This window comes from Photobacterium sp. GJ3 (assembly GCF_018199995.1).
Classification (GTDB): domain Bacteria; phylum Pseudomonadota; class Gammaproteobacteria; order Enterobacterales; family Vibrionaceae; genus Photobacterium.
This window is the reverse complement of sequence record NZ_CP073578.1, coordinates 1,399,593-1,423,723: the sequence shown is the minus strand read 5'-3', so window position 1 is coordinate 1,423,723 and position 24,131 is coordinate 1,399,593. Positions and strand designations below refer to the sequence as shown.

Sequence of the window (24,131 nt, the reverse complement as noted above, 5' to 3'; positions counted from 1 at the left end):
CAAAACTGTTTTATCAGTCCAATTGATCCTGAATCGTCTGCGCTTTACAAATGAGTGTATCCAGAATTCGCTCACCCGCAGCACGTAACCCATTGTGTTCGAACTCATTTGTCATCCAGGCATCGCTGTTTGGCATCCCATTGAGCGTTTGGCGGCTAAGGTCAAACTCAACATACATATCTTCAACATAGACAGCCGCAGCAACCGGCACTGTGTTTTGCGCCAGTTGTTTTGCATCGTACAACACGGGCCAGTCGGATTTCTCAGCCAGCAGTTCGGCAGCAGCCTGAAGCGGTTTGAGTGTTTCCAGTTGATCAAACATCCATGGATACACCATCTCGCCCGTGAAACAAAAGTTCTGTCCTGTCTGATAATGACACTGCGGATATTCGTCACGCACCCGGTGCGCAGACCAGCGCGATGCTTCTTTCTGACAATAGATCGACTCATGCAAAATGGCATAGATCGGATTCGTCTGATACGCCTGCTCGGCCAGCATGGCATTTAAAAAGCTGTAACTCAGCTCAGACTGGCCATTCACGTCAACAAACGCGTTCTCCAATTGATAATAGAGCGCCAGATCACCACCGCTGCGTCCTAAGTTGATACCAATCAGCTGAAATTGCTCTACCGTAAATTGCTGTCCATTTGGCAGCCGGACATCATGGGCCAGCAAATAATCTGCAATCCGGTTACATTGGGCCTGAGCGTCAGGGAAACGGCGGAAAAACGCAGCATTTTTTTCCAGCACCCGGCGATATGTTGCTTGATACACCGCATCCGCATGACCGTGAATCGGTGGAACACCGCCCGTCATATAAACGTGATGCAGGCTTTTCGGGTAAAAAGACAAATAGTGCAGCGCACAGAATCCGCCGAAACTCTGCCCGAGCAGCGACCACTGGGAAACACCCAGCGATTCACGAATGGCTTCCGCATCCCTTACAATGTTGTCGGCACGGAAATGGCTCAGGTATTCAGCCTGCTGTGCCGGCGTCAGCCCAGACAGTGTTTGCGCATGCACTGGCTGGCTCTGGCCTGTCCCGCGCTGATCCAGCAGTAAAACTCTGAAATCTTTCAGCGCGCGTTTCAGCCAGCCACTTTCCGATTCAGGCCGTGGCGACGGAAACCCCGGCCCACCCTGCAGATAAACCAGCCAGGGTAAATCAGCATTCCGTTGCCCTCTGGCAACAACCTCACGCGCAAACACCTGAATCCGCTCACCGCCCGGCTGCTGGTAATCCAATGGCAGTTGAAATTGGTGGGATTGGCAAAACATATCATCCACAAAAAAGCCCTGTTGCATTTATCCTCCATGAACACAGACTTAAAAAACTGCGCTACTTTATCAGGAAATGCCTGAAACTGCCGAAGATCCCTTGGCTTTTCGCTCAATTGGCCCGGCAGTGTCAAATTCGGGATAAGGTCGTCCCATATCATGCGACAGTCGTTGAGAGAAACACATGGCGCCCATGAAAGCCGGGTAGCGGAGGTTCGATCAAATTCAGAGACAATCAGCCCGGAAGGCCGATTGTCCGAATCATTTTTATGACGAAGTGTCTCAGGGAGTTTGGACTCAGGACCGCACGCTGGTATGGCGATTGAGGATATCAGCAAAGTTTTCCAGAAACTCACGGCCTAACTGATGCCCATGCTGGTAATCAAGCGTCAGATCCTGCTGGCTACTGAGCAGCGCCTTGCTATGCAGCGCTTTTTCTGGTGCCAGCTGAATAACCTTCAGGGAATCAGGCGGATAAAGCATAAACTCATTCAGATCTTTATAGCTCTGATAGTACTTATTCAACATATCAAGCACTTCTGAACGTTTACCCGTGAGTGACAGAAATCGCTCTATATTTAATCCGCTGAGCCATTTCCGATAGCCATTTACCGCTTTTTTATCGTCTTCGAGTTCCTGATTTAAAGCATTTGCCGCATCCATCCCCTGCTGGGCTTTCGTCAGCCATGCACTTTTCCAGTGATCAAATCGTTCGGTGAGATCGCTGTGTACCGCTTTCACTTTCTCCAGCGACTCATTCAAACTGAAGCGTTCAATATATTCAGGTAAAGCAACTTCAATCCGTTCCCGCCAGTCATCGAATTTTCCAGCAGATGGCTGAGCCGTTTGAAGGGGTTCGGTTCGCACAACAACAACCAGATCAGCCCCCGGTGCCAGGCCTCTTTCACGGGGACCGCAGCACTGACGCCGCCATCAACCCACTCCAGTTCATTCAGACTCACCGGCAGATTGTATAACAATGGGATGGCACAGGTTGCCCTGAGCACATCACGCCAGTTGTCCTGATACATCGGCAGATAAATATCCTGCAAGGTATCCTTTCGAGTCGCGCAGGCAAATGCCTGACGATAAGTCAGCACCCGGCGTGCAGTCGCAAGATCAAGCGGGGTATGACCATGCTGATCCAGCTGGTCAAACGCCCAGTCCAGATTCATGGGCTTTTGCTGGCTCAGATAATGATAGAGATTAAAAAACTCTTGCTGCGTCGTTAAATTGACAATGAAATTATGGCCAAACTGGTGTTGGCGACTAATAAAGGATGAGAGATTTAAAGCGCCAGCCGAAGTCCCGATATAAAGCTCAAAAGGATCGAAGCCAGCTTCCAGAAATGCGTCGAACACACCCGCCGTAAAAATACCGCGCTGGCCGCCCCCCTGAACCACGAGTGCAATTTTTTGCTTTTTGGTCCCCGACAGCTGGTTCGCAAATGTATCGACCAGATTCAGATCCAAATCCCCGAGACTAAAAGGCAAGTGATTCATCCAACATACTCACTTCAGCAAAAACAAACAGTTCCCCATTCTCTTATTGAAGCGCGATGCACATCAAGAGGCCGGGAAAAAATTTTGCAGGGACTTATCTTTATTGGTCCCCAAAAGCCAAAAAGCTCGGAAATTGACAGATTTAGTGTGTGATTGCCGTCAGGCCAAATCCGAAAAGGACTATCATAATGATGAAGGCCACGACCAAAGCAGCCTTAAATTCAGGGGTCAGATGATTCATAAAAGCTCCTGGAACGTTGCCGCAATCAATTTGCCTGCAACAAAAAGTAACATATTCAAAAATTGTAGCGTCATCCCTCGCCTTTGACCATACAGAAAAAATGGTTTTAGGATGATGGTCACAGTTCCCGACCCAAGTATAAGGAGAGCTTAATGCTTTTATATAACAAATACTTACCTTATTTTTTCGGCATTTTCCTCTTGGGGTTTCAAGCATCAGCGTTCGCGAGCGACAGCCATCCCGTTTATATCACGCCTTACTGGGGTTATGCCTTTCCTGACAACATTGATGCCGATGGCGGCCTCAAAATCGCCCCAGACAACAATGATCTCATTGGGATTACCGTCGAAGGGAATTACGGAAAACAACGGTATCAAAACGGAAGAATTGGTTTTACAGCACAGCACATGAACATGAAAACAGACGGATTTACCGATAATGATGAAAGTGTCAGCATTTTTCATTTTCAGGCCAGTAACCATTACCGTATCGCACCGATGCTGACCAGCTTCATCGGCTTGAGTGTTGGCGGCACCCTCATTGAAGCCAGCTGGTCGAAACAGGATATTTTATTCTCCGGCGGGGCCTTTTTCGGTTCCGACTTCTTTATTGACAATAATGTCAGAATTAGACTGGAAGCGCGCTGGATTGCCAACCGTGTTGATGGAAAAACCAGCGCAAGTTGCGACACGGATTCTGGCCCACAAGCGTGTGATATCAATATAGATATTGACTGGCTGAGTTTTTATCAAACCAACCTGGGGGTCAGCTTTGTATTTTGAGTAACCACACTAAACTCTGCGCTGTGGGAGTTTGATAGTCATAATGTTGCAAAAGTCTAATTTTTGACTATTTATTAGTCATAGGTACCAAATAATTAAAGAAAATAAATCACTCAGTAAGAAGTCGTGTGTGGTGAGATCTTCTATACATTTTGTTAACAAGTCGTGAATCACGCAGAACGGAGGTCAATCGCAAAAGTTATCCCTGCAATTGACAGATCGAACAAAACTTACTGTCTATTGCGCTAGCCAATATCAGTGGTTAATCTCATTTCATCTCGTGGGGTATCAAACCAGATTCCACGATACAGGAAGTAAATATTTAGAATAATAATCTTAAATAATGCTGTTTCATGGAGAATAGCAGTACATAAGGAGATACTTATGAAACGCGAACAATGGGGAACCCGAGCCGGATTTATTCTGGCGGCCGTGGGTTCTGCAATTGGGTTGGGGAATATTTGGCGTTTCCCTTATATGGCTTATGAAAATGGCGGCGGCGCATTCTTTATTCCTTACCTTTTTGCAATGCTGACCGCAGGGATTCCATTCATGATTATGGAATTCAGTCTGGGCCACAAATTACGTGGGGCTGCGCCCAGAGCTTTTTCTAAGTTGGGTGTCAAACTGGAATGGCTTGGCTGGTTTCAGGTGTTCATTGCCGCAGTGATTGCTGTTTATTACGTCGCAGTCATCGGATGGGCAATTTCCTATGTCGGTTTTTCGTTCACACAAAGTTGGGGCACAGACACAAACGCCTTCTTCTTCAGTGAGTATCTGAAATTAGGCGACAACTCACCGAGTAATCTGGGCGGCCTGCAGTTGCACATTGCCATTCCAATGGTGATTGCCTGGGGGATTACGTTTGCGGCAATTTTCACTGGTGTCAGAGGCGGGATTGAGCGCGCAAGCAAAATCATGATGCCGCTGCTGTTCATCATGGTTCTGGCACTGATTGCCCGGGTGATCTTCCTGGAAGGTGCAATGGACGGCCTGAACTATCTGTTCCAGCCTGACTTCAGTAAAATCCTGGATGCCAAAGTCTGGTCAGCCGCATACGGACAAATCTTCTTCACTCTGAGTGTCGGGTTTGCCATCATGATTGCGTACTCCAGCTATCTGCCTGAAAAGTCAGATATTAACAATAACGCCTTCATGACAGTGCTGATCAACTGTGGTTTCTCTATGGTTGCAGGTGTCCTGATTTTCTCAGTGCTGGGATACATGGCGCAAGAGCAAGCGAAGCCGCTGACCGAAGTTGTTTCTGCAGGTGTAGGCCTGGCATTTGTCACCCTGCCCGCGGCAATTAACCTGCTGCCAGCACCCTACATTCTGGGTCCGGTGTTCTTCCTTGCGCTGGTTGTTGCCGGTTTGAGTTCACACATCTCAATTCTGGAAGCGGTCACCTCTGCCGTGATGGACAAACTGAAATGGAGCCGTAAAAAAGCCGCTTCTGTGGTGTGTGGTATCGGCTTTGTCGTTTCGATGGCTTTTGCAACAAACGGCGGCTTGCTGCTGCTGGATCTGGTGGATTACTTCATCAACAACGTTGCACTGCTGGCAAGCTGCCTGATTGAACTGCTGGTGATCGGCTGGCTGTTGAAAGTCGCGGACATTCGTGCGTACGTCAACAGCATTTCTGAGTTTTCAATCGGTAAATGGTTTGAGATCTGCATCCGCTTCATCAGTCCGATTATGTTGATTGTTATTCTGGGTACAAACCTGGTGAATACATTCAATGATGGTTATGGCGGCTATGCCATGTCTGATCTGCTGATGCTGGGCTGGGGTTTGGTTGCTGCGATGTTCGTTGCTGCTGTGCTCATCAATGTTGCTTCAAAACCAAACACGAACGGAGAGGTATAATATGACTGCTGGTGCCATTATCATGATGCTTTTTGGCCTGGGAATTACCTGGGGAGGCGCAGCTTACTGCATCTCTGTTGCGATGAAAAACAAAGCATAGCAACACAATTCTGAAGAGGCCATTTGGCCTCTTCTTTTACCTCTTTCTGGGGAAAGTTTTCAACAGACTTCATTAAAACCACATCAAAAGTGCGCTTTATTTCATATTCTGCAGAATCTCAGGCGCAATCCGCATCAGATTTCTTTCCTTTCAGTAGCTTCTACCGCTACAATTTGAAAAAAATAATCCTGATGCAACGGCACGTTATATATGAAGTGCCAGAATGCATGACAATAAATCGTTCAAGGAAAGCCCATGAAGTTTCCAGCGTTTGTTCTCTCATTAGCCCTGCTGCCCGTTTCTGCTTTCGCTTCAACAGAAAGCTGTGAAAGTGATAAATACCACAAGTACATCGACGCCTCTCTGACCTGGTATCAGTCACTGGTGCAACTCACCGTACAAAAGGATCCAGGTTTACAAGAAGTCGGCGATTGGTTTCTCGAAGGTCGTACCCATCATTTTGAGCTGAAACGTGAGGCCGTTGACTGGTATTTAACACACGACAAAAGCCATTTAGATTTATCTCAGTCTGTAGAATCATGGCTGAAGCTGACACAGCAGGACATTAAAACCCTGTCTGAACAGCAAGGTACACTGGGCGATTACGCGAAAAAAGTGTTCGAAGATCGTCAGGGTGCACCTCATCCGAAAAACTACGAACTGCGCAGCGCGTTTGCTGAACTGCTGACCCACCCGGACGATATTGACGAGCCCCTGAAAGCATACAACCAGCAAATGAGCGCCATTGCTGCAACGGTGTGTCCATAAGCCTACCCCTACCACACCGGACGAACCCCCGTCCGGTGATTATCCTCACTGATCACTGCAGACCATGCGTACACTGGGTAGATTTGAGAATTTCTCCAAGACAATCATTCTCATTTCCAGTACATTAGCTGGATTTGCCGACGTTAACGAAAAGTAACAACTGATTATGGCAGTGGAAAACAGACAAGCTGAAGCATCTCTTGAAACTCTGCACCGGATCTTTACCGTGCCGGAAGCGCCAGACTCAACACTTGGCCGTATTGAGAAAGAGATCTCTGAAAACCTCAACGCTTTCTTACAAACGCACATTGCTGCACAGGAAAAACCGCTGACAGAAATCGAAAAGGATTTCTCATCAGCAACCGTGCCAGAGCAACCCAGTTTTGTATCCGAGCACACGCATTTCCTGCTGGACAAGCTGGTCGCACAGTCGGTACATACTTCGGCACCGACTTTCATCGGTCACATGACTTCGGCACTCCCCTACTTTCTGATGCCACTTTCAAAGATCATGATTGGCCTGAACCAGAATCTGGTCAAGATTGAAACGTCGAAAGCGTTCACGCCTTTAGAACGTCAGGTGCTGGGGATTTTGCATAATCTGATCTACGGTGAAACCGAGCCGTTTTATCAGCGGTGGATGCACAGTGCAGAACACTCACTGGGCGCATTTTGCTCTGGCGGCACTATCGCGAATATCACGGCACTTTGGGTCGCTCGTAACAATCTGCTGAAGCCAGACGGCGAGTTCAAAGGTGTGGCGCAGGAAGGCCTGTTCAGAGCCATGAAGCATTACGGTTATGATGATCTGGCTATTTTGGTGTCGGAACGGGGTCATTACTCGCTGAAAAAAGCTGCAGACGTGCTGGGAATCGGACGGGAAAATCTGGTTGCGGTGAAAACCGATGCAAACAACCGAATCTGTACTCAGGATCTGGAAGCAACCATCGAGTCACTCAAAGCCCGGAACATCAAACCCTTCGCGATTGTTGGCGTTGCAGGTACCACTGAAACCGGGAATATCGACCCGCTGGATGCACTGGCTGACATTGCATTAGCCCACAATTGTCACTTCCATGTCGATGCAGCCTGGGGGGGTGCGACGCTGATGTCGAACCAATATCGTACGCTGCTGAAAGGAATTGAACGAGCCGATTCCGTGACAATTGATGCTCATAAACAGCTCTATATTCCAATGGGCGCTGGCATGGTGATCTTTAAAAACCCAGCCTTGATGTCTGCTATTGAACATCACGCAGAATACATTTTGCGAAAAGGATCCAAAGACCTTGGCAGTCATACACTGGAAGGATCACGCAGTGGTATGGCAATGCTGCTCTATGCCAGCCTGAATATCATCAGCCGGCAGGGTTATGAGCTCTTGATCAATCACAGTATTGAAAAAGCACATTATTTTTCCGAACTGATCAAAAACGATCCTGATTTTGAGTTAATTTCAGAACCAGAACTTTGTCTGCTGACTTACCGCTATGTGCCTGAAGAGACGCAAAAAGCGCTGGCCTTAGCGAATGATGAAGACAAGCAAGCCATTCATGAAGCGCTCAATGATCTCACGCAATACATTCAGAAGCGGCAGCGCGAATCCGGGAAATCTTTCGTATCGAGAACCCGATTGATGCCAGAACAATGGGACAGACGAATCACCACGGTCTTCCGTGTGGTTCTGGCTAACCCACTGACCACACCTGACATTTTGAAAGATGTACTTGCCGAGCAGAAGGAACTCGCACTCACCAGCCAGCAGAGCCTGCCGAAAGTGAAAGCGATTACAGCGAGAATCCTGGCCCAATCCGGGAAAACCACTTCCCCTCACGCTTAAGCAACCAAAAAAAACCGGACAGAAACCAATCTGTCCGGTTGATTCATTCAGCAGCGGAACAATCAGGCCGATTTGACTTCCTGACCGTCTTCAATACGCTTGTGGCCTTCAGTCAGGTGAACAAAATCAACCAGATCATCACCACTGACCTGAAATGCCTGACCGAAACCTTTCACAAAAAGCCCCTGCGTTGGTTCCAGGCGGAACAATTTGAAATCTTCCAGGCCACTGAGTCCATCAATGATTTCGCCAAAACGTGCTTTCAGCGCTTCGACGCCTGCCTGCCAACGCTCAGTCTCACGCTCAACCAAAACAACATTTGCTTCGAATGTCAGACGGGTACGCGCATAAATGGTTTTCGACGTTGCTTCGTCTTCAATCATCATCAAAGACACCTGTGGGTTTTCCAGCAGGTTTCGTGCGTGACGTGCAATTTTTGAAATCAGCACGTAGTAACCATCTTCAAGTAACGCGAAAGGTGCATAACTCACGTTCGGTTTCCCATCGGCATCGACGGTTGCCAGTTGCACGGTTTGGCATGCTGCACGAAATTCCTGAATTTGAGGACCCAGACGGTTCTGCAAACGTTCTTGTTTGACTTCACTCATGACGCTTCTTCTCCAACCACAAAAGCTTGTTTTAACGCATTAAATTTCTCAACCTGAGCCGGAATCAGCTGGCGCTTCTCATCACGGCCCAGATAAATTTTGAAGATACACTCACCATTTTCTGCCAGAAAACCAATGAAATAGCTTTCGTTACCACGCATCGGTTTGCTGACCAGCACGACATCAGACACACGGTCCAATTTCAAATGACCGTGCATTTCTCCGGATTTCCCCATCAGATTATAGTAACCGCGGGCTTCTTTCCCTTTCGGGAAAGGGGCTTTGACTTCGAAGATTGACCCCATTGAATGCACGATGGTCGTCATCATTCCCCATTCAGGCAGCATTTCTAAAATGGCCTGGGCATGATGCCCCTGAATCCGAGTCACCAGCTCATCAGGAAATGCCATGATGATCTCGCCCTCGGTTACACCCAGCTCATCAGCCATCAAAACGGCATGCAGGCTCGGATTTTCTTCTAACATCGTGCCGACTTTTTCTTTTAACTCAGGCAGACTGAACTTCTCAAACACTTCGTCGTGCTCCTTCCATCGCGATTGCAGTTCCCTGACCTCATGTCAAGAAATCGCGCACACTGCAATCATCAATAAAAATAATGATAATGAATCGTATTTCAGAAAATGATAAGGCCCGCCCCTCCCTTTTGCAAATGATAATTGATATTGTTTGACATTCATGGATAATCATTCTTAATTAAAAATAATTATCACTTTTGATAGCGCTCTCGTTTACAAAATTGAGCTACTTTTCACACTTTATGCGCTATTGATATATCTGTTCACACATTGACCAATATGTTGCTGAAATCCTTATATTTCAGTGAAGTGAGGAACCTTTGAATGAAACATGCTGCATTATCCGCCCTGCTCTTTCTGACAACATCCACCACTGCCTGGGCAGGAGAACGCATCATCAGCGCAGGTTCAGGCATAACTGAACTCATGTATGCCGTTGGGGCTGAAGACCAGATCGTTGCTGTAGACATCACCAGTAAGAGTTATGTGGGTGAAGATGTGCCAAAACTGGGCTATCACAGACAGCTCTCCGCTGAGAGTATGATCGCTCTGCATCCGGATCGTGTGCTCGGCTCAGAAGACATGGGGCCTGAAACAACGCTAAACCTGCTGCGTCAGGCGGGCATCAAAATTGATATTCTGAATTCTGGCGAAACCGTTGAGGATCTGGCGTCCCGCGTCATTCAGGTTGGCGAACTCACCGGCAAACAGGAAGCAGCAAAAATACTGGTAGACACCATTCATCAACAGGTGACCAGCATCCAGCAACGCCTGACCGCACAATCAGATCGCCAGCGGATACTTTTCCTGACCATTCATGGCGGCAGAGCACCCATGGTGGGCGGACGTCATACAACTGCCGACACCTTGATTCAACTGGCTGGCGGTATCAATCCTGCCGCAGAACAAATTGCATCCTACAAACCGCTGTCCGCAGAAGCCATGCTGGCCATGCAGCCAGACATCATTCTACTCAGTACCCATACCAGCCAGACGATTGGCGGGATTGATGGCCTGTTAAAAACACTGCCACTCCTTGCTGCGACTCCTGCTGGCCAGCAGAAAAAGATATTAACGATTGATGGTACTGCCCTGATTGGCGGACTGAACCTGAAAAGCCTGGAAGAAGCAGAGCGATTGAATCAAGCGATCTATGGTCAGTAATTCATGATCACAGTCATCAACCGCGCACGGCGCATCATCTGGCAACGCATTCCGGCAGCATATCTGATGCCGCTGATCATGGGGCTGTTATTGTTTGCATCGATCTCCTCTATCCTTGTCGGGCCGATGTCCATCCACGTCTCAGATGTGCTTTGGGCGCTGCTCCCAGGAAAAGGAACCGTTGCCCCACATATTGAGCTGATTATTCAACAAGTCCGTCTACCCCGGACACTGCTTTGCATTGCAATTGGAGCGATACTTGCGCTGTGTGGGGCCGTCATGCAAGGCTTATTCCGCAACCCACTGGCCGATCCGGGCATTATTGGTGTTGCGGGCGGCGCCAGTCTGGGGGCAGCAATGGCCATCGTCTTGTTCAGCGGCCTTGCTGTCTCCTACCCGCTCCTGCTGACACTCGGCACCGTTCCGGCGTTCGCGTTCATCGGCGGTGTTGTGACCACCTGGGTGGTGTATCAGTTGGGAACAGACCGCTCCGGGACTTCAGTCACCGTCATGCTGTTGGCAGGGGTCGCAATTGGTGCGCTGTCGGGTGCTGCATTAGGGCTGCTGAATTTCTACGCCGATGATCAAGCGCTCCGGGATTTATCTCTGTGGACGATGGGATCGCTTGCAGGGGCGACCTGGCCCGGGATCTCGTTAGCTTTTTCAACATTGGCCATCCTGTTCTGGCTCTTTAACCGGCGAGCCAGCGCACTGAATGCACTCTTGCTGGGCGAATCCGAAGCCAAGCATCTGGGCATTCATGTCCAACAGCTCAAACGGCTGCTGATCCTGCTCTGTGCGGCAGGGGTTGGCGTCGCGGTTTCATTATCCGGGGTGATCGGTTTTGTCGGCTTGATTGTCCCGCACCTCGGACGAATGCTTGCTGGCCCAAACCATAAAACATTACTGCCTTTGTCCGCATTGCTGGGTGCATTGATCCTTTTGATTTCAGATATGCTTGCCCGTGTAGCGGCCGCTCCGGCAGAACTCCCCGTTGGGATTATCACAGCTCTGATCGGGGCGCCCTTCTTTATTACACTGCTGATGAAACAACGAGGTCGCTTACAATGATTCACCATGTCGTTCGTCCACGTTCTAAGCCAGCAGCGGGAATGCGCTCGGCCATTTCAGCGGAAGGACTCCGCCTCAGTCTGGGGGGGAAAACCTTACTCGACAATTTAAGTATCAGTTTCCACGGCGGTGAACTAACAGCTTTGCTGGGTCCAAATGGTGCGGGTAAAAGTACACTGCTCAAAGTCTTATGTGGTGAAGTCCAGTCCAAAGGAGATGTGTATTTTTTTGGAGAAAAGCGACAACAATGGGCACCGGCAGATCTGGCAAAACATTTAGGTGTGCTGCCACAACATAGCAGCTTGTCGTTTGGTTTTACGGCACAAGAAGTTGCAGAATTAGGCACGATGCCATTGGGGTTAAAGCAGAATGACAGTCAGCGTCTTGCACAAAAAATGATGACAGATGTCGGGATTGCTCATCTTGGCCCGCGACTATACCCCACGCTTTCTGGCGGTGAAAAACAGCGCGTTCATTTTGCCCGTGTCCTTGCACAGCTCAGTGAAGCGGGGGAACGTTGTGTCCTGATGCTGGACGAACCCACCTCGGCTTTGGATCTGGCGCACCAACACAGTTGTCTTCGGCTCGCAAAAGAAATGGCAGCTCAGGGCGCGGCCGTGATTCTGGTGATCCATGATCTCAACCTGGCCGCCGAATATGCCGACCGGCTTGTTCTGCTCAATCAAGGTAAAATTCAAGCCGATGGCGATGCCTGGCATACGCTGACCGCAGAAAACATTCAGTCTGTTTATGGATCACCCGTGATGATAGAGTCTCATCCCCGCGGCCATTTTCCTGTTGTGCTCTCGGCATAAGATCAACCCACAGGCATCAATTCGGATGCCTGAATTCATTTCAGATCATCTCTTTCACCGCCCTTTACCCGTGCAATCGTTGCAGCTCATTATTGAGCTTCATCAAGATTCATTCGACTGATCAAGAGAAACGTTGCACTGTGCGAGAGTCCTTGTAAAATGTGATCGCAAGCGATTAACCTATGAAACGAAGAGTAATAGACAAGGTCAGACTTCTTATCTGGTGTCATGTATTGTAAGCACCGGGGCTGAGCCTCACTTTTTCCGCCGCTTTCTGATGCAGAAGCGGCGTTTTAGCGTCTGGCTGAAATTCAGGTATAAACCGGCCATAGGGTATACAGACACCCTTGGCCTGATGACTAGAAGAATAATTATGGCAACGATTAAAGATGTTGCGCGTATGGCTGGTGTGTCCACGACCACAGTCTCACACGTAATCAATAAAACACGCTTCGTGGCAGAAGCAACCCAGAAGAAGGTTCTGGCTGCAGTAGAAGAACTGAACTACGCACCTAGTGCCGTCGCGCGCAGCCTGAAATGTAATACCACCAGCACCATTGGCATGCTGGTGACAAAATCCACCAACCCGTTCTTTGCAGAGTTGGTGCATGGCGTTGAAGAGTACTGTTACAAAGCAGGTTACACACTGATTCTGTGTAATACCGAAGGGAACCTCGCGAAGCAGAAAGATTATCTCCGGATGCTGTCTGAGAAACGGGTCGACGGCTTGCTGGTGATGTGTTCGGATCTGGATGATCAATTGCTGGAACAGCTGGAAAGACAGCGTGATCTGCCCATGGTCATCATGGACTGGGGTCCTGCTCGTCCGAAAAGCGATAATATTCAGGATAACGCTGAACTCGGTGGCTATCTGGCGACCCGTCATTTTATTGACAATGGCCATACGCTCATTGGCTGCCTTTCCGGCCAGACCTACAAGTCGACCTGCCGTGAACGATTAAAGGGCTTCCGGAAAGCCATGAGTGAGTCAGGGCTCCCGGTCAATGAAGACTGGATTATTGAAGGTGACTTCGAGTGTGAATCTGCTGTGGATGCTGCGAAAGTCTTTATCGCGATGGAAAACCGCCCGACGGCGATTTTCTGCTTTAACGATATCATGGCCATGGCGCTCATCAGTACTTTTGCACAGGCAGGGATCAAAGTACCGGAAGATGTTTCCATCATTGGTTATGACAATATTGATCTGGCGCCCTATTTTTCCCCGCCTCTCACGACAATTCACCAACCCAAACGCCGTTTGGGTAAAACCGCAGTGGAAATCTTAATGGAGCGCGTGAAAGATAAGAATCATGCCTTTCAAACCTTTGAAATTAATCCGGAACTGGTGATTCGTCATTCGGTCAAGACAATTTCAAATAAGAAATAAACGATATAACTTCGAATCGAACAAAAAATAGCCAATAATTATCCCCTTATTGGCTATTTGCATATGGAATATTACTACCACATGTAGGAATTTTCGGAATAAAGTCTTACTTTTTGTAGTTAAAGGACGACTTTTATTGGGATAAATCTCACAATTTTTTTGTGCGATCAATATCAAACCGAACTTATTGATATATGATTAAACAGTCACGAACAAGGCAAACCATTTGAAAGGATGGGACGCAAAGCTTCCGGCCTAAAAGCAATGACTTAGTGACAATGTTATTGCTCATGGTAGCGGGGTTGCCGATGGATGAAGTGAAGGTTTTGGACTAATTTTGTCATTTCTATGACAAAAGGTTCATAATCTTATGCACAATTGAATCCACGCTCCGTTGTTTGGTGACTTCTTTTTTGAAATTCATCACCGAGAAAAGAAGCATGGACAAACCACTACTGAAAGATTCAATTCGTTTATTTGAGAAATTTGGTCAAATAAAATCTCGCTCAATGTTTGGCGGGTTTGGTATTTTCGCAGGCGAAACGATGTTTGCTCTGGTCGTAAACGATAAGCTGCACCTTCGTGCAAATGCGAAAAACGAAGAAGCCTTCAAGCAAGCTGGCCTGAAACCGTACGTTTATCAAAAACGCGGTTTTCCTGTCGTCACAAAACACTACGCCATTCCAGATAATTGGTGGGATAACACAGAAATTATTTTGGAACATGCGGAGCGTTCTCTGAATGCTGCTCAGGCAGATAAAGAGAAAAAGATGCAGGCGAGTCCGAATCGCATTAAAGATCTGCCGAACCTTCGACTGGCCAACGAGCGCATGCTGAAAAAAGCGGGCATCAGCTCTGTTGACCAATTATTCGAAGTGGGTGCAATTGGTGCGTTTCAGGCACTACAGGAATCTCATCACGAATCTTTGAGTCTGGATTTGCTCTGGGCGCTGGAAGGTGCAGTCAGTGGTAAACACTGGTCTGTCATTACGCCACAACGCCGAAATGAGCTGCTCTCGAAACTGGAATCTCCTGTTTCAAGCGCTCACCACTAAGATTATTTCATCACGCTGTTTCCCCTGCGTGGTCTGAAATGACCTGCCCTACAGCCCTGACATCTGTCAGGGCTGTGTAAAAGGCAGACGCCAGTCACAAACATTAATAACAAAACACTCAGTTAACTTTTCTTCAGCCTCGCCGCCTTTAGAATGTATATTTTTACATCAGCAGGGAGGTCAAATGCGCTCATCTACCCCCTTTCCGGGCCAAAACGACAACATCTTCAGAGATAAATTTCACAAATGGCCAAAACTGATGCGCTATTTAGTGCTGGTCAGTCTGCTCCCCGCAGCATTTCTGCTGATTGTTTCTCAAATGACGGCTGATAACCAAAGTTTACAGGCGCCTTGTCTGATCGCTGCCAGTTTTAACGTCGCGCTTTTCTGCTGGGGCATGGTTCTGAAACTGAAGGCCCGTAAGTACTGGTATCGTCAATATCACATCGGAAAAACCATGTTGGTTGCCCTGTTACCCGTCCTGATCAGTACCTATCTGATCCTGAATTCTGTATCCCCGGAAGCCGTTGCCAGCCAGCCTTTGAGCCGCTCTGTTCAGATTTCAATCAACTAAATACTTTTTCTGACTCAATCGCACTAAAATTGAAATTTGTCTGGCATGACTCGGTCGGTATTTGAAACGATCAGTCCGGAGAATTCAGGTGCGTGTACCTCCAAAAAACCGCTACTCAATGTTGATTCGCCCTTTACTGTGGTTGCAAAAGCGCCATTTTGGGCAACCGCTGAATCCGGCACTCTTATGGGGTCGGCGCCCGGTACTTTTCTATCTTGTTGCCAGTTTCTTCGGATATCTGGATCGCAAAGGTTCCCCGCTGTCAGCTGTCATGCGCTCTTTAGTCTGTGTTCGGGTCTCACAATTGAACAACTGTGCTTTCTGCGTGGATGCGAACGGCATGCGGTTGGCTGAACGGTGCCATTCTGTCGAGAAAATACAGGCGCTTGCCGAATGGCAGCAAAGCCCGCATTTTGACGAACAAGAAAAAGCAGTCCTGGTCTATACAGAAGCCATGACAGTCACTGGTAATAAAGTTACACAACACATGGTGGATACACTTCGGAAATGGTATGACGACGATGCGCTGATTGAACTGACAGCATTAGTCAGTTTTCAGAACCTGTCGGCTAAATTTAACACCGCACTGGATGTTCCCGCGCAGGCATTTTGCTCGATTCCATTGGAATCCACGGCACCCGCAGAAAAACCACAGCAAACACACAACACGAGTAAGGATTCATGAAAGATATTAAAAAGCCACTCTTATTGGCGATGATCGCAGCCGCCATCATCGCTTGGTTTGCTTTCGATTTGGGAGCTTACTTCACGCTGGAACAGGCGAAAGCGTATCAGCATTCACTGCAGCAAAGCATTGCTGATCAGCCAATCTTATCCAGTGCCATTTTCTTTGCTGTCTATGTCATTGTCACCGCACTTTCCTTCCCCGGCGCTGCCGTGATGACACTTCTGGGTGCAGCGTTATTCGGGTTCTGGTGGAGCCTGTTACTGGTGTCTTTTGCCAGTACTCTGGGTGCGACACTGGCATTCCTGGCAAGCCGTTTTCTACTCCGGGAATGGGTTCAGCAACAATTCGGACGCCGGTTGGGTGCGATCAATCAGGGGGTTGAAAAAGACGGACCTTTTTATCTGTTTACACTGCGCCTGATTCCGGTCTTCCCGTTCTTTCTGGTCAACCTGCTCTTGGGGCTCACCCCGATGCGCGCCAAAACTTTCTACTGGGTCAGTCAGCTCGGAATGCTGCCTGGAACAGCGGTCTATCTAAACGCAGGGACCCAGCTCGGTGAAATCCAAACCTTGTCTGGACTGATCTCTTTCCCGGTTCTGGTCTCTCTGGTGCTTCTGGGGATATTCCCTTTTCTGGCCAAAGCAGTCATGGCTTTCATTCAGCGTCGCCGCGTGTATCAGCACTGGCAGCGTCCGGAAAAGTTTGATCAGAATCTGGTGGTGATTGGTGCGGGTGCCGGCGGCTTGGTGAGTGCCTATATTGCTGCCGCTGTCAAAGCTAAAGTTACCCTGATCGAAAAGCACCAAATGGGGGGAGACTGCCTGAATACCGGCTGTGTCCCTTCAAAAGCATTGATCCGTGCAGCCCACACCATGCATACCATCACCCGCAGTCCTGAGTTTGGCATTGACACCGCACAGCCTCAGGTGGACTTCGCCGCGGTGATGAAGCGCGTCCACGGTGTGATTCAGTCGATAGAACCCCATGATTCCGTCGAACGTTACAGTGAATTGGGGGTGAATTGTATTCAGGGAGAAGCCCGGATATTGTCTCCTTGGGAAGTTGAGGTGAACGGCACTCGGATCACAACTCAAAATATGGTGATTGCCACAGGCGCCCGGCCTGTCGTGCCGCCCATTCCGGGGATTGAATCCGTCAACTACCTGACTTCGGATACACTCTGGTCGATCACCGAACAACCCAAGCGTCTGCTGGTGCTCGGTGGCGGGCCGATTGGTTGCGAGCTGGCGCAAAGCTTCCAGCGCTTAGGCAGTCAGGTCACTCAGGTAGAAATGGCCGATCAGTTGCTGGTTCGGGAAGATTCGGATGCGGCCGCGCTGGTATTCGACAGCCTGCAGCGCGATGGGGTGGATATCCGCCTGCGCCACAAAGCAGTAGAATTCAGAACAAAGGAAACGGCTGCAGGAAAAGAGCAATGGGTTGTACTGGAAGACGACCAGGGCCAGCATCATGACGTCCCGTTCGATGCAGCAATCCTGGCGCTGGGCCGCGCGGCGAATGTGACAGGCTTTGGCCTTGAAACATTAGGCATTACACTGGGCCCCCGCAAAACCATCGAGATCAACGAGTATCTCCAGACAAATTATCCCAACATCTACGCGGTTGGCGATGTCGCCGGTCCTTTCCAGCTGACTCACGCAGCGGGTCATCAAGCCTGGTATGCAGCCGTGAACAGTCTGTTTGGCCGCTTCAAAAAATTCAAAGCCGATTACCGTGTCCTGCCCGCCGTCACCTACACTGCACCAGAGGTAGCCAGAGTCGGTCTGAACGAGAAAGAAGCCGCTGCACAAGGACTGGAAGTTGCCGTCACCACCTATGGGATTGATGATTTAGATCGCGCAATTGCCGACGGAGAAGACTATGGTTGGGTGAAGGTCTTGACGCCAAAAGGAAAAGACACCATCCTCGGCGCGACCATTGTTGGGAATCAGGCCGGTGAACTGCTTGCAGAATTTACACTGGCCATGAAATATGGTTTGGGCCTGAATAAAATATTAGGCACAGTGCACCCTTACCCGACCATGAGCGAAGCCAATAAATATACAGCAGGTGTGTGGAAACAAGCCCACAAACCGGAGCGAGTTCTGCGCTGGCTTGAGAAATTCCACAACTGGCAACGGGGCGGTTCAGATGCAAGCGACCACCCGCAGAACGCGACAATTGCTGATAAGCAAACACACTTGCAGGAAAAATAAGGAACAAAAATGAAGCAGACATGGATCGCCCTTTGTCTGGCCGTTGCAGCAGCCATCCCCGGGATGGCTGCTGCTGCAGAACAAAAGCAGCCAGCCAGTCAGATGAGCTGGCAGGAAATTGAGCAACAAGCGCGCGGACAGACGGTCTTTTTCAACGCCTGGGGCGGCAGCCAGCCTATTAACAGCTACCTGCGCTGGGTCGCCCGCGAAGTGAAAAGCCGTTACGGTATCACGTTGAATCATGTCAAAGTTGCCGATATTGCAGAAACTTCGCAGCGGTTACTGGCAGAAAAAGCAGCCGGAAAAGCCAGTGGCGGCAGTGTCGATCTGGTTTGGATTAATGGTGAGAACTTCAGGACCCTCAAAACCAATGATCTGCTGGACGGCCCTTTTGTGGCCAAACTGCCGAACTGGCAACACGTAGATAAACGCTTACCCGTATACGAAGATTTCACGGAACCCACCGACGGTCTGGAAGCCCCTTGGGGCATCGGTCAGCTGGTTTTCATTCATGACACTCAAACGCTGAAAAATCCACCAGCCAGCTTCACCGAACTCCTCAGTCTTGCAAAAGCTTTTCCGGGAAAAGTGACTTACCCGCAGCCACCTGCGTTTCACGGGACCAGTTTTCTGAAAGCAGCCTTGATCGAATTATCCAACGCAGACCCGGCGCTGTATGAACCGATTGATCCTGCAGCAGATCAAGCGAAGTTTGACCGCATGACCGCCCCACTCTGGCGCTATCTGGATCAACTGCATCCGGTGGCCTGGCAACAGGGCGAACGCTTTCCAGGCAGCGCCACGGAAATGCTGCAGTTACTGGATGACCGTCAGTTGCTGGTTGCGATCACCTTTAACCCCAATGAAGCCAAAGCAGCCATTCTCCGTGGCGAACTCCCGGAAACCGCACAAACCTTTGCATTCGAACAAGGCGCTTTGTCCAACATTCATTTTCTGGCGATCCCCTGGAATGCCAGCGCGAAAGCAGGCGCACGCGTGGTCATCAATTTCCTGATGAGCCCTGAAGCCCAGGCCAGAAAGGCCAACAGTCAAATCTGGGGGGATCCGTCCGTGTTAACAACCGATGCGTTCAGCGGTGCCGATGAAGCGCATACGTTCGAGTTATTCCGCGCGATTGCCGAACCACACCCAAGCTGGCAGACCGCCCTTGAAGCTGCTTGGCAACAACGCTATGGGCATTAAGTCAGCCCGGCAAGCCGATGTTTTGATTGAAAAGAGTCACGTTGCAATATGTTGTATTTGTTGTTTATTGCCACGCTAATCCTGTGCTGCCTGCCATTGCTGCCCGGATTATTCGGGATTCTCTTGCCCGCATTTTTCTGGCAACCCGGCACAGGGTTTCATTCACCGGACCTACAGGCTGTGCAGATGATGCTGGCCTGGCCCGGTCTGCCGACCTCCATCGGGCTCACGCTGGCTTCAGGTGTGCTCAGCACACTGATGGCCATGCTCTTTACCTTTCTGATCCTTCAGAAAAGCTGGGGAACCACACGCTGGCACCGGCTGGAGTCGTGGCTCTCACCTGTCCTAGCGATCCCACATGTCGCTTTTGCCATCGGATTTGCGTTCACTTTCTCTTCAACGGGTATGCTCGCCCGCCTTCTGACCACATTCGGTGTGGACACTGAGTCTTTCCATCTGATTCAGGATCCTCTGGGGATCGGGCTGACACTGGCACTCGCCATCAAAGAAACGCCGTTCCTGCTGCTGATGAGTTTATCCGTGCTGCAACAGCTCAATATCGAGCGTTTACTGGCTGCCGGAAACGGATTAGGTTACAGCAGCACAACAGTGTGGCTCAAAGTGATCCTGCCGCAATGGTTGCCACGGATGCGGTTGCCCGTCTATGCGGTACTGGCTTACGGACTGTCTGTGGTCGATATGGCCATGATTCTGGGCCCCAACCGGCCACCGACATTTGCTGTGCTGGTCTGGCAATGGTTCAATGATCCGGATATCAGCCTGATGCCCAGAGCTGCAATGGGCGCCCTTGGCTTATTAACACTGGGGATGCTGTGCATTGCTGTTTTCCGGTTTCTGGAATGGCTGATTTGCCACGGCTATCCACATTGGCAGTTCAGCGGGAAGCGGGTCCACCGTTTGCCGGGCAGGACGCTGCATTGGCCGCTGATCCTCGTCCCGTTCACGGTGATCCCGGTACTGCTGTTGTGGTCTCTCAGCTTACGCTGGCGTTTTCCGGACATACTCCCCAGCCAAATGAGTGTGCGATTCTGGCAACAGGAAACAGCGTTCGTCACAGATCTTGCAACCACCAGCATCCTACTGGCGGTGATCAGTACCCTGATCGCGTTACTGCTGGCCATCGGCTGTCTCGAATTCAGAGACAAAACCGGCATCGGCCTCCCCGGATGGCTGATTGCTATGCCCATGGTGCTGCCGCAGGTCTCGCTGCTGTTTGGCATTCAAGTCTCCACTTATCTGGTGCCCGGACAACATTACGTGGTTTGGGTGATCTGGAGCCATGTCCTGTTTGTCTTCCCGTACCTGTTTTTAGCGCTGGACGGTCCGTGGCAGACTTACGACTGCCGTTACACACAAACCGCCAAGAGTCTGGGATATTCAGCCATGGCAGCCTGGTGGCAGGTCAAACGTCCGATGCTGATGCCAGCCATTTGTCTGGCTGTTGCGGTCGGTTGCAGTGTCAGTCTGGCGCAATATCTGCCCACACTCAGTCTGGGTGCCGGACGCATCAGCACGCTCACAACAGAAGCCGTTGCACTGGCCAGCGGGCAGGATCGGCGCATCAGCGCAATTTACGGTTTACTGCAAGGCCTGGTGCCTTTTCTGATCTTTGTCGCAGCCATGCTGGCCAACCGCTTTTACCAGTCGAAGATGACTGCTCACTCATCAACAAGGAAGCCTGAGCCTGATGTGCTTATCCGTGAAAAACCTCACTATAAATAACGGGGGCAAAATTTTACTGAAGTCGCTCTCGTTCTCTGTGCCGCCAGGACAGATTCTCACCCTGATGGGGCCGAGCGGATGCGGTAAATCCACCTTGCTGAATGTGATTGCCGGGCACAGTGCACCGGACACACAAGCGAACGGCCAGATCCGTCTGAACGATCAGGACATTCACCGGTTAGCGCCCGAGCAGCGCCGGATTGGCCTGCTCTTTCAGGATGATCTGCTTTTTCCTCATTTGAATGTCTGGCAAAACCTGGCTTTCGGCCTGCCGCCCCAAGTGAAGAAAGCAAAACGCCAGGCAAAAGCCATGGAGACATTACATACCCTTGGACTGCTGGATTTAGCGCTGGCTCATCCCGATCAGATCTCAGGCGGTCAGCGTGCCCGCATCAGTTTGATGCGTTGCTTGCTGGCCGAACCCGATGCGCTGTTGCTCGATGAACCTTTCAGTAAGCTGGATAAAACCCTGCGGGTACAGTTTCGGGATTTCGTATTTCAGCAAATCCGTCAACAAAACATACCGGCACTCATGGTGACCCATGATCAGGATGATGTGCCCCCCGAAGGACAATTATTGCATTGGCCCGAGCAACAGAGCGAGAATGACGATGCTTGACCGTTACGCAATACAGCTGATTCGACTGCCTTTAAATCAATTCGGAAAACTGCTGGATAGAAGCCCTTTCAGCGCCAATCAAATCACGGTAGCAGGATTTGTCATTGGCTTGCTGGCATTACCGGCGCTGGCTTTACAGCAATATTGGCTGGCACTGATTCTGATCCTGCTGAACCGGCTGTTCGATGGTCTGGATGGCGCTCTGGCGCGTCGAAGAGGGATTACAGACTGCGGGGGGTTTCTAGACATTACTTTAGATTTTCTGTTTTATTCGCTCATTCCTTTTGGCTTTGTCCTGGCCCAACCCGAACAGAATGCGGTTGCGGGGGCATTCTTAATCTTTGCCTTCGTCGGTACGGGTTCCAGCTTTCTGGCATTTGCGATTATGGCCAGCAAGCGTCAGATTGAGAACCCGGTGTACCAGCATAAATCATTGTTCTACTTGGGTGGATTAACGGAAGGCAGTGAAACCATCGCCTGTTTCGTCCTGTTCTGCCTACTGCCTGAGCACTTTGCGCTCATCGCATGGATCTTCGGATCCTTATGCTGGATCACCACAGCGACCCGAATCTGGGCGGGTTATCAGACACTCAAACCAGCCAACGAATAAGTTTCTCCCCCCATAAAAAAAGCTGCTCTTCCCGAGCAGCTTTTTCTTCACTGACACAGCGTCCTGTTAACTGAAGGCTGGCAGTTGCTGATGCTGTTTAACCAAACGACTGTGAAATTTATTGATCTCAATTTCAATCGCGTCGTAACTGCTTTTCATCAGTTCCCCTAAAAATGCAGGAGAGTCCGGATTCTGGCTCTGCAGAAATGCAGCCAGCAGTTTGACATCATCCGGTCTGGGCCGGTAGCTCAGGTTCGGAAAAGCGTGATAGATATAGTCAATCGCCGTAGCCAACTTCACGTGATTGTCTTGTAGATTCTGATCCATAGTCATTCTTTAGTATCTTATTAAATTTAACGCAGGGCATCCTAAAGACTTTGAATGAAAGTAATATGACTTAGCGCAACTTTAGTGGAGATAATCGCCTGATTGATCAAATTTCACCCAGAACCCAGACCCCTGCCTCACCCTCAGACTAAGCGTACACAGTCAGAAAGACATTAAGTCGGACCAGTGCTAACGCATCCATTCCTGATGAAGTTGTTGACTGTCTCCCAAATATTGCAATAACCAATTTAATGCCGGGTTCAGGCTTGCTTTATTCCAGGCTAAACAACAGGGACTGACCGGTGGTGAATTCGGCAAGAGTCGGGTCACCAGCACGCCTTCCTTCAGTTTTGGCATCGCCATATGCTCTGGCACCACGCCAATACCTAACCCGGCTTCCAGACACTGAAACGCACTCGACCAATCTGGTACCATGACCCGACGCTGATTGTTCATCAGCCACGTGGTTCGTTTCGGTAAGACACGAGACGTATCTTCAAGACAAATTGCGGGATACTTCGCCAGCTCGGATTCATCCAGCGTGTTCTGGCACTGAGTCAGCGGATGTTCAGGGGACATGACAAACACCCAGTTGAGGCTGCCCATATCCCGGTAATCAAAATCACCACTCACCGGAATCGCTGCAGTGGCACCAATCACAAGATCCGCCCGGCCATCTGCCAGCGCATCCCAGACCCCGTTGTAAACTTCCATCGTCAAATGCAACTCAACATCTGGAAACGCCTGATAGAAATCCCGGACCATGGTGCTCACCCGGCTCTGGCGAACCACGGTATCCAGTGCAACCGAGACATTTTCAGCCCAGCCATTGGCGACCCGCTGCGTCTGATGTTTGATGAGTTCCATGTGTTTAATCAGTTGCCGGGCTTCTTCTACGAAATAGCGTCCTGCAGGCGTCAACGCGACCTGCCGGTGATGACGCTCAAACAATTCAACCGCTAATTTTTCCTCCATTAAACGAACGGTGTAGCTAATCGCACTGGGGACTTTGTGCAGTTCTTCAGCAGCGGCGGAGAAACTACCCCGGCGAGCCACCACATCTACAACCTGTAAATCATTGAAAGAAAACATATTAATCTCGAGAAAAATAGAATACAGTTGGCATCAAATTTTTTG

24 protein-coding genes and 1 riboswitch are annotated in these 24,131 nt (G+C 49.7%); of the genes, 17 read left to right on the top strand and 7 right to left on the bottom strand.

Features of this window, described 5'->3' with window-relative positions:
• Positions 1-13 precede the first annotated feature (13 nt).
• From KDD30_RS06405 to KDD30_RS24475, 3 genes are all read right to left on the bottom strand, one after another.
• A complete protein-coding gene (locus KDD30_RS06405) occupies positions 14-1,306 on the bottom strand; it encodes an alpha/beta fold hydrolase (RefSeq protein WP_211648354.1) in 1,293 nt (430 codons plus the stop codon).
• Positions 1,307-1,576: 270 nt separating this feature from the next.
• Positions 1,577-2,041: a DUF6363 domain-containing protein gene (locus KDD30_RS24480; protein WP_249199226.1), complete on the bottom strand. Its 465-nt coding sequence runs from the start codon at positions 2,039-2,041 to the stop codon at positions 1,577-1,579.
• Positions 2,038-2,781: a patatin family protein gene (locus KDD30_RS24475; RefSeq protein WP_249199224.1), complete on the bottom strand. Its 744-nt coding sequence runs from the start codon at positions 2,779-2,781 to the stop codon at positions 2,038-2,040. The genes KDD30_RS24480 and KDD30_RS24475 overlap by 4 nt, the downstream gene beginning before the upstream one ends.
• Positions 2,782-3,174: 393 nt before the next feature.
• Here KDD30_RS24475 and KDD30_RS06395 point away from each other — a divergent pair, with 393 nt between their 5' ends.
• From KDD30_RS06395 to panP, 5 genes are all read left to right on the top strand, one after another.
• Positions 3,175-3,804 carry a hypothetical protein gene (locus KDD30_RS06395; RefSeq protein ID WP_211648346.1) on the top strand — a complete coding sequence of 210 codons (630 nt, stop codon included), beginning with the start codon at positions 3,175-3,177 and terminating at the stop codon, positions 3,802-3,804.
• Between the two features lie 384 nt (positions 3,805-4,188).
• Complete coding sequence (locus tag KDD30_RS06390) at positions 4,189-5,670, top strand: sodium-dependent transporter (RefSeq protein WP_211648344.1); 1,482 nt, start codon at positions 4,189-4,191, stop codon at positions 5,668-5,670.
• Between the two features lies 1 nt (position 5,671).
• A complete protein-coding gene (locus KDD30_RS06385) occupies positions 5,672-5,770 on the top strand; it encodes a MetS family NSS transporter small subunit (RefSeq protein ID WP_211648342.1) in 99 nt (32 codons plus the stop codon).
• 255 nt (positions 5,771-6,025) lie between these two features.
• Complete coding sequence (locus KDD30_RS06380) at positions 6,026-6,538, top strand: hypothetical protein (RefSeq protein WP_211648334.1); 513 nt, start codon at positions 6,026-6,028, stop codon at positions 6,536-6,538.
• Between the two features lie 166 nt (positions 6,539-6,704).
• Positions 6,705-8,378 carry a pyridoxal-dependent aspartate 1-decarboxylase PanP gene (gene panP / locus KDD30_RS06375; RefSeq protein ID WP_211648332.1) on the top strand — a complete coding sequence of 558 codons (1,674 nt, stop codon included), beginning with the start codon at positions 6,705-6,707 and terminating at the stop codon, positions 8,376-8,378.
• A 62-nt stretch (positions 8,379-8,440) separates the two neighbouring features.
• On the opposite strand, the gene hutZ is transcribed toward panP, so the two are convergent.
• Positions 8,441-8,986 (bottom strand): heme utilization protein HutZ, encoded by a 546-nt coding sequence (hutZ, locus tag KDD30_RS06370; RefSeq protein WP_211648330.1) that lies wholly within the window; start codon positions 8,984-8,986, stop codon positions 8,441-8,443.
• Entirely contained in the window at positions 8,983-9,471 is a 489-nt protein-coding gene (gene hutX / locus KDD30_RS06365; protein WP_211649624.1) for a heme utilization cystosolic carrier protein HutX, read from the bottom strand. The genes hutZ and hutX overlap by 4 nt, the downstream gene beginning before the upstream one ends.
• Positions 9,472-9,846: 375 nt before the next feature.
• Here hutX and KDD30_RS06360 point away from each other — a divergent pair, with 375 nt between their 5' ends.
• From KDD30_RS06360 to KDD30_RS06305, 12 genes are all read left to right on the top strand, one after another.
• Complete coding sequence (locus tag KDD30_RS06360; protein ID WP_211648328.1) at positions 9,847-10,686, top strand: hemin ABC transporter substrate-binding protein; 840 nt, start codon at positions 9,847-9,849, stop codon at positions 10,684-10,686.
• A 66-nt stretch (positions 10,687-10,752) separates the two neighbouring features.
• Positions 10,753-11,757: an iron ABC transporter permease gene (locus tag KDD30_RS06355; RefSeq protein WP_249199280.1), complete on the top strand. Its 1,005-nt coding sequence runs from the start codon at positions 10,753-10,755 to the stop codon at positions 11,755-11,757.
• Positions 11,754-12,572, top strand: a complete 819-nt coding sequence (locus KDD30_RS06350) for a heme ABC transporter ATP-binding protein (RefSeq protein ID WP_249199223.1) — start codon at positions 11,754-11,756, stop codon at positions 12,570-12,572. Before KDD30_RS06355 ends, KDD30_RS06350 begins: the two co-directional genes overlap by 4 nt.
• Positions 12,573-12,945: 373 nt before the next feature.
• Positions 12,946-13,959: a substrate-binding domain-containing protein gene (locus KDD30_RS06345; RefSeq protein WP_211648317.1), complete on the top strand. Its 1,014-nt coding sequence runs from the start codon at positions 12,946-12,948 to the stop codon at positions 13,957-13,959.
• Positions 13,960-14,165: 206 nt separating this feature from the next.
• Positions 14,166-14,269, top strand: a riboswitch (cyclic di-GMP riboswitch).
• Between the two features lie 130 nt (positions 14,270-14,399).
• Positions 14,400-15,014: a TfoX/Sxy family DNA transformation protein gene (locus KDD30_RS06340; protein ID WP_211648308.1), complete on the top strand. Its 615-nt coding sequence runs from the start codon at positions 14,400-14,402 to the stop codon at positions 15,012-15,014.
• 184 nt (positions 15,015-15,198) lie between these two features.
• A complete protein-coding gene (locus tag KDD30_RS06335) occupies positions 15,199-15,588 on the top strand; it encodes a hypothetical protein (protein WP_249199221.1) in 390 nt (129 codons plus the stop codon).
• 88 nt (positions 15,589-15,676) lie between these two features.
• Entirely contained in the window at positions 15,677-16,273 is a 597-nt protein-coding gene (locus KDD30_RS06330; protein ID WP_211648306.1) for a carboxymuconolactone decarboxylase family protein, read from the top strand.
• The gene (locus KDD30_RS06325; protein WP_211648304.1) at positions 16,270-18,492 is read left to right on the top strand and encodes an FAD-dependent oxidoreductase; all 2,223 of its coding nucleotides are present in this window, start codon (positions 16,270-16,272) and stop codon (positions 18,490-18,492) included. Before KDD30_RS06330 ends, KDD30_RS06325 begins: the two co-directional genes overlap by 4 nt.
• Before the next feature lie 9 nt (positions 18,493-18,501).
• Positions 18,502-19,695, top strand: a complete 1,194-nt coding sequence (locus KDD30_RS06320; RefSeq protein WP_211648294.1) for an ABC transporter substrate-binding protein — start codon at positions 18,502-18,504, stop codon at positions 19,693-19,695.
• Positions 19,696-19,743: 48 nt separating this feature from the next.
• Entirely contained in the window at positions 19,744-21,438 is a 1,695-nt protein-coding gene (locus KDD30_RS06315) for an ABC transporter permease (RefSeq protein WP_211648292.1), read from the top strand.
• Positions 21,404-22,057 carry an ATP-binding cassette domain-containing protein gene (locus tag KDD30_RS06310; protein WP_211648290.1) on the top strand — a complete coding sequence of 218 codons (654 nt, stop codon included), beginning with the start codon at positions 21,404-21,406 and terminating at the stop codon, positions 22,055-22,057. Before KDD30_RS06315 ends, KDD30_RS06310 begins: the two co-directional genes overlap by 35 nt.
• Positions 22,050-22,667 (top strand): CDP-alcohol phosphatidyltransferase family protein, encoded by a 618-nt coding sequence (locus KDD30_RS06305; protein WP_211649614.1) that lies wholly within the window; start codon positions 22,050-22,052, stop codon positions 22,665-22,667. Before KDD30_RS06310 ends, KDD30_RS06305 begins: the two co-directional genes overlap by 8 nt.
• 66 nt (positions 22,668-22,733) lie before the next feature.
• Here the strand turns inward: KDD30_RS06305 and KDD30_RS06300 are convergent, their stop codons facing one another.
• Together KDD30_RS06300 and punR are read right to left on the bottom strand one after the other, a co-directional pair.
• Complete coding sequence (locus KDD30_RS06300; RefSeq protein ID WP_211648281.1) at positions 22,734-22,994, bottom strand: hypothetical protein; 261 nt, start codon at positions 22,992-22,994, stop codon at positions 22,734-22,736.
• A gap of 189 nt (positions 22,995-23,183) precedes the next feature.
• Positions 23,184-24,086 (bottom strand): DNA-binding transcriptional activator PunR, encoded by a 903-nt coding sequence (gene punR / locus KDD30_RS06295; RefSeq protein ID WP_211648279.1) that lies wholly within the window; start codon positions 24,084-24,086, stop codon positions 23,184-23,186.
• Positions 24,087-24,131 lie beyond the last annotated feature (45 nt).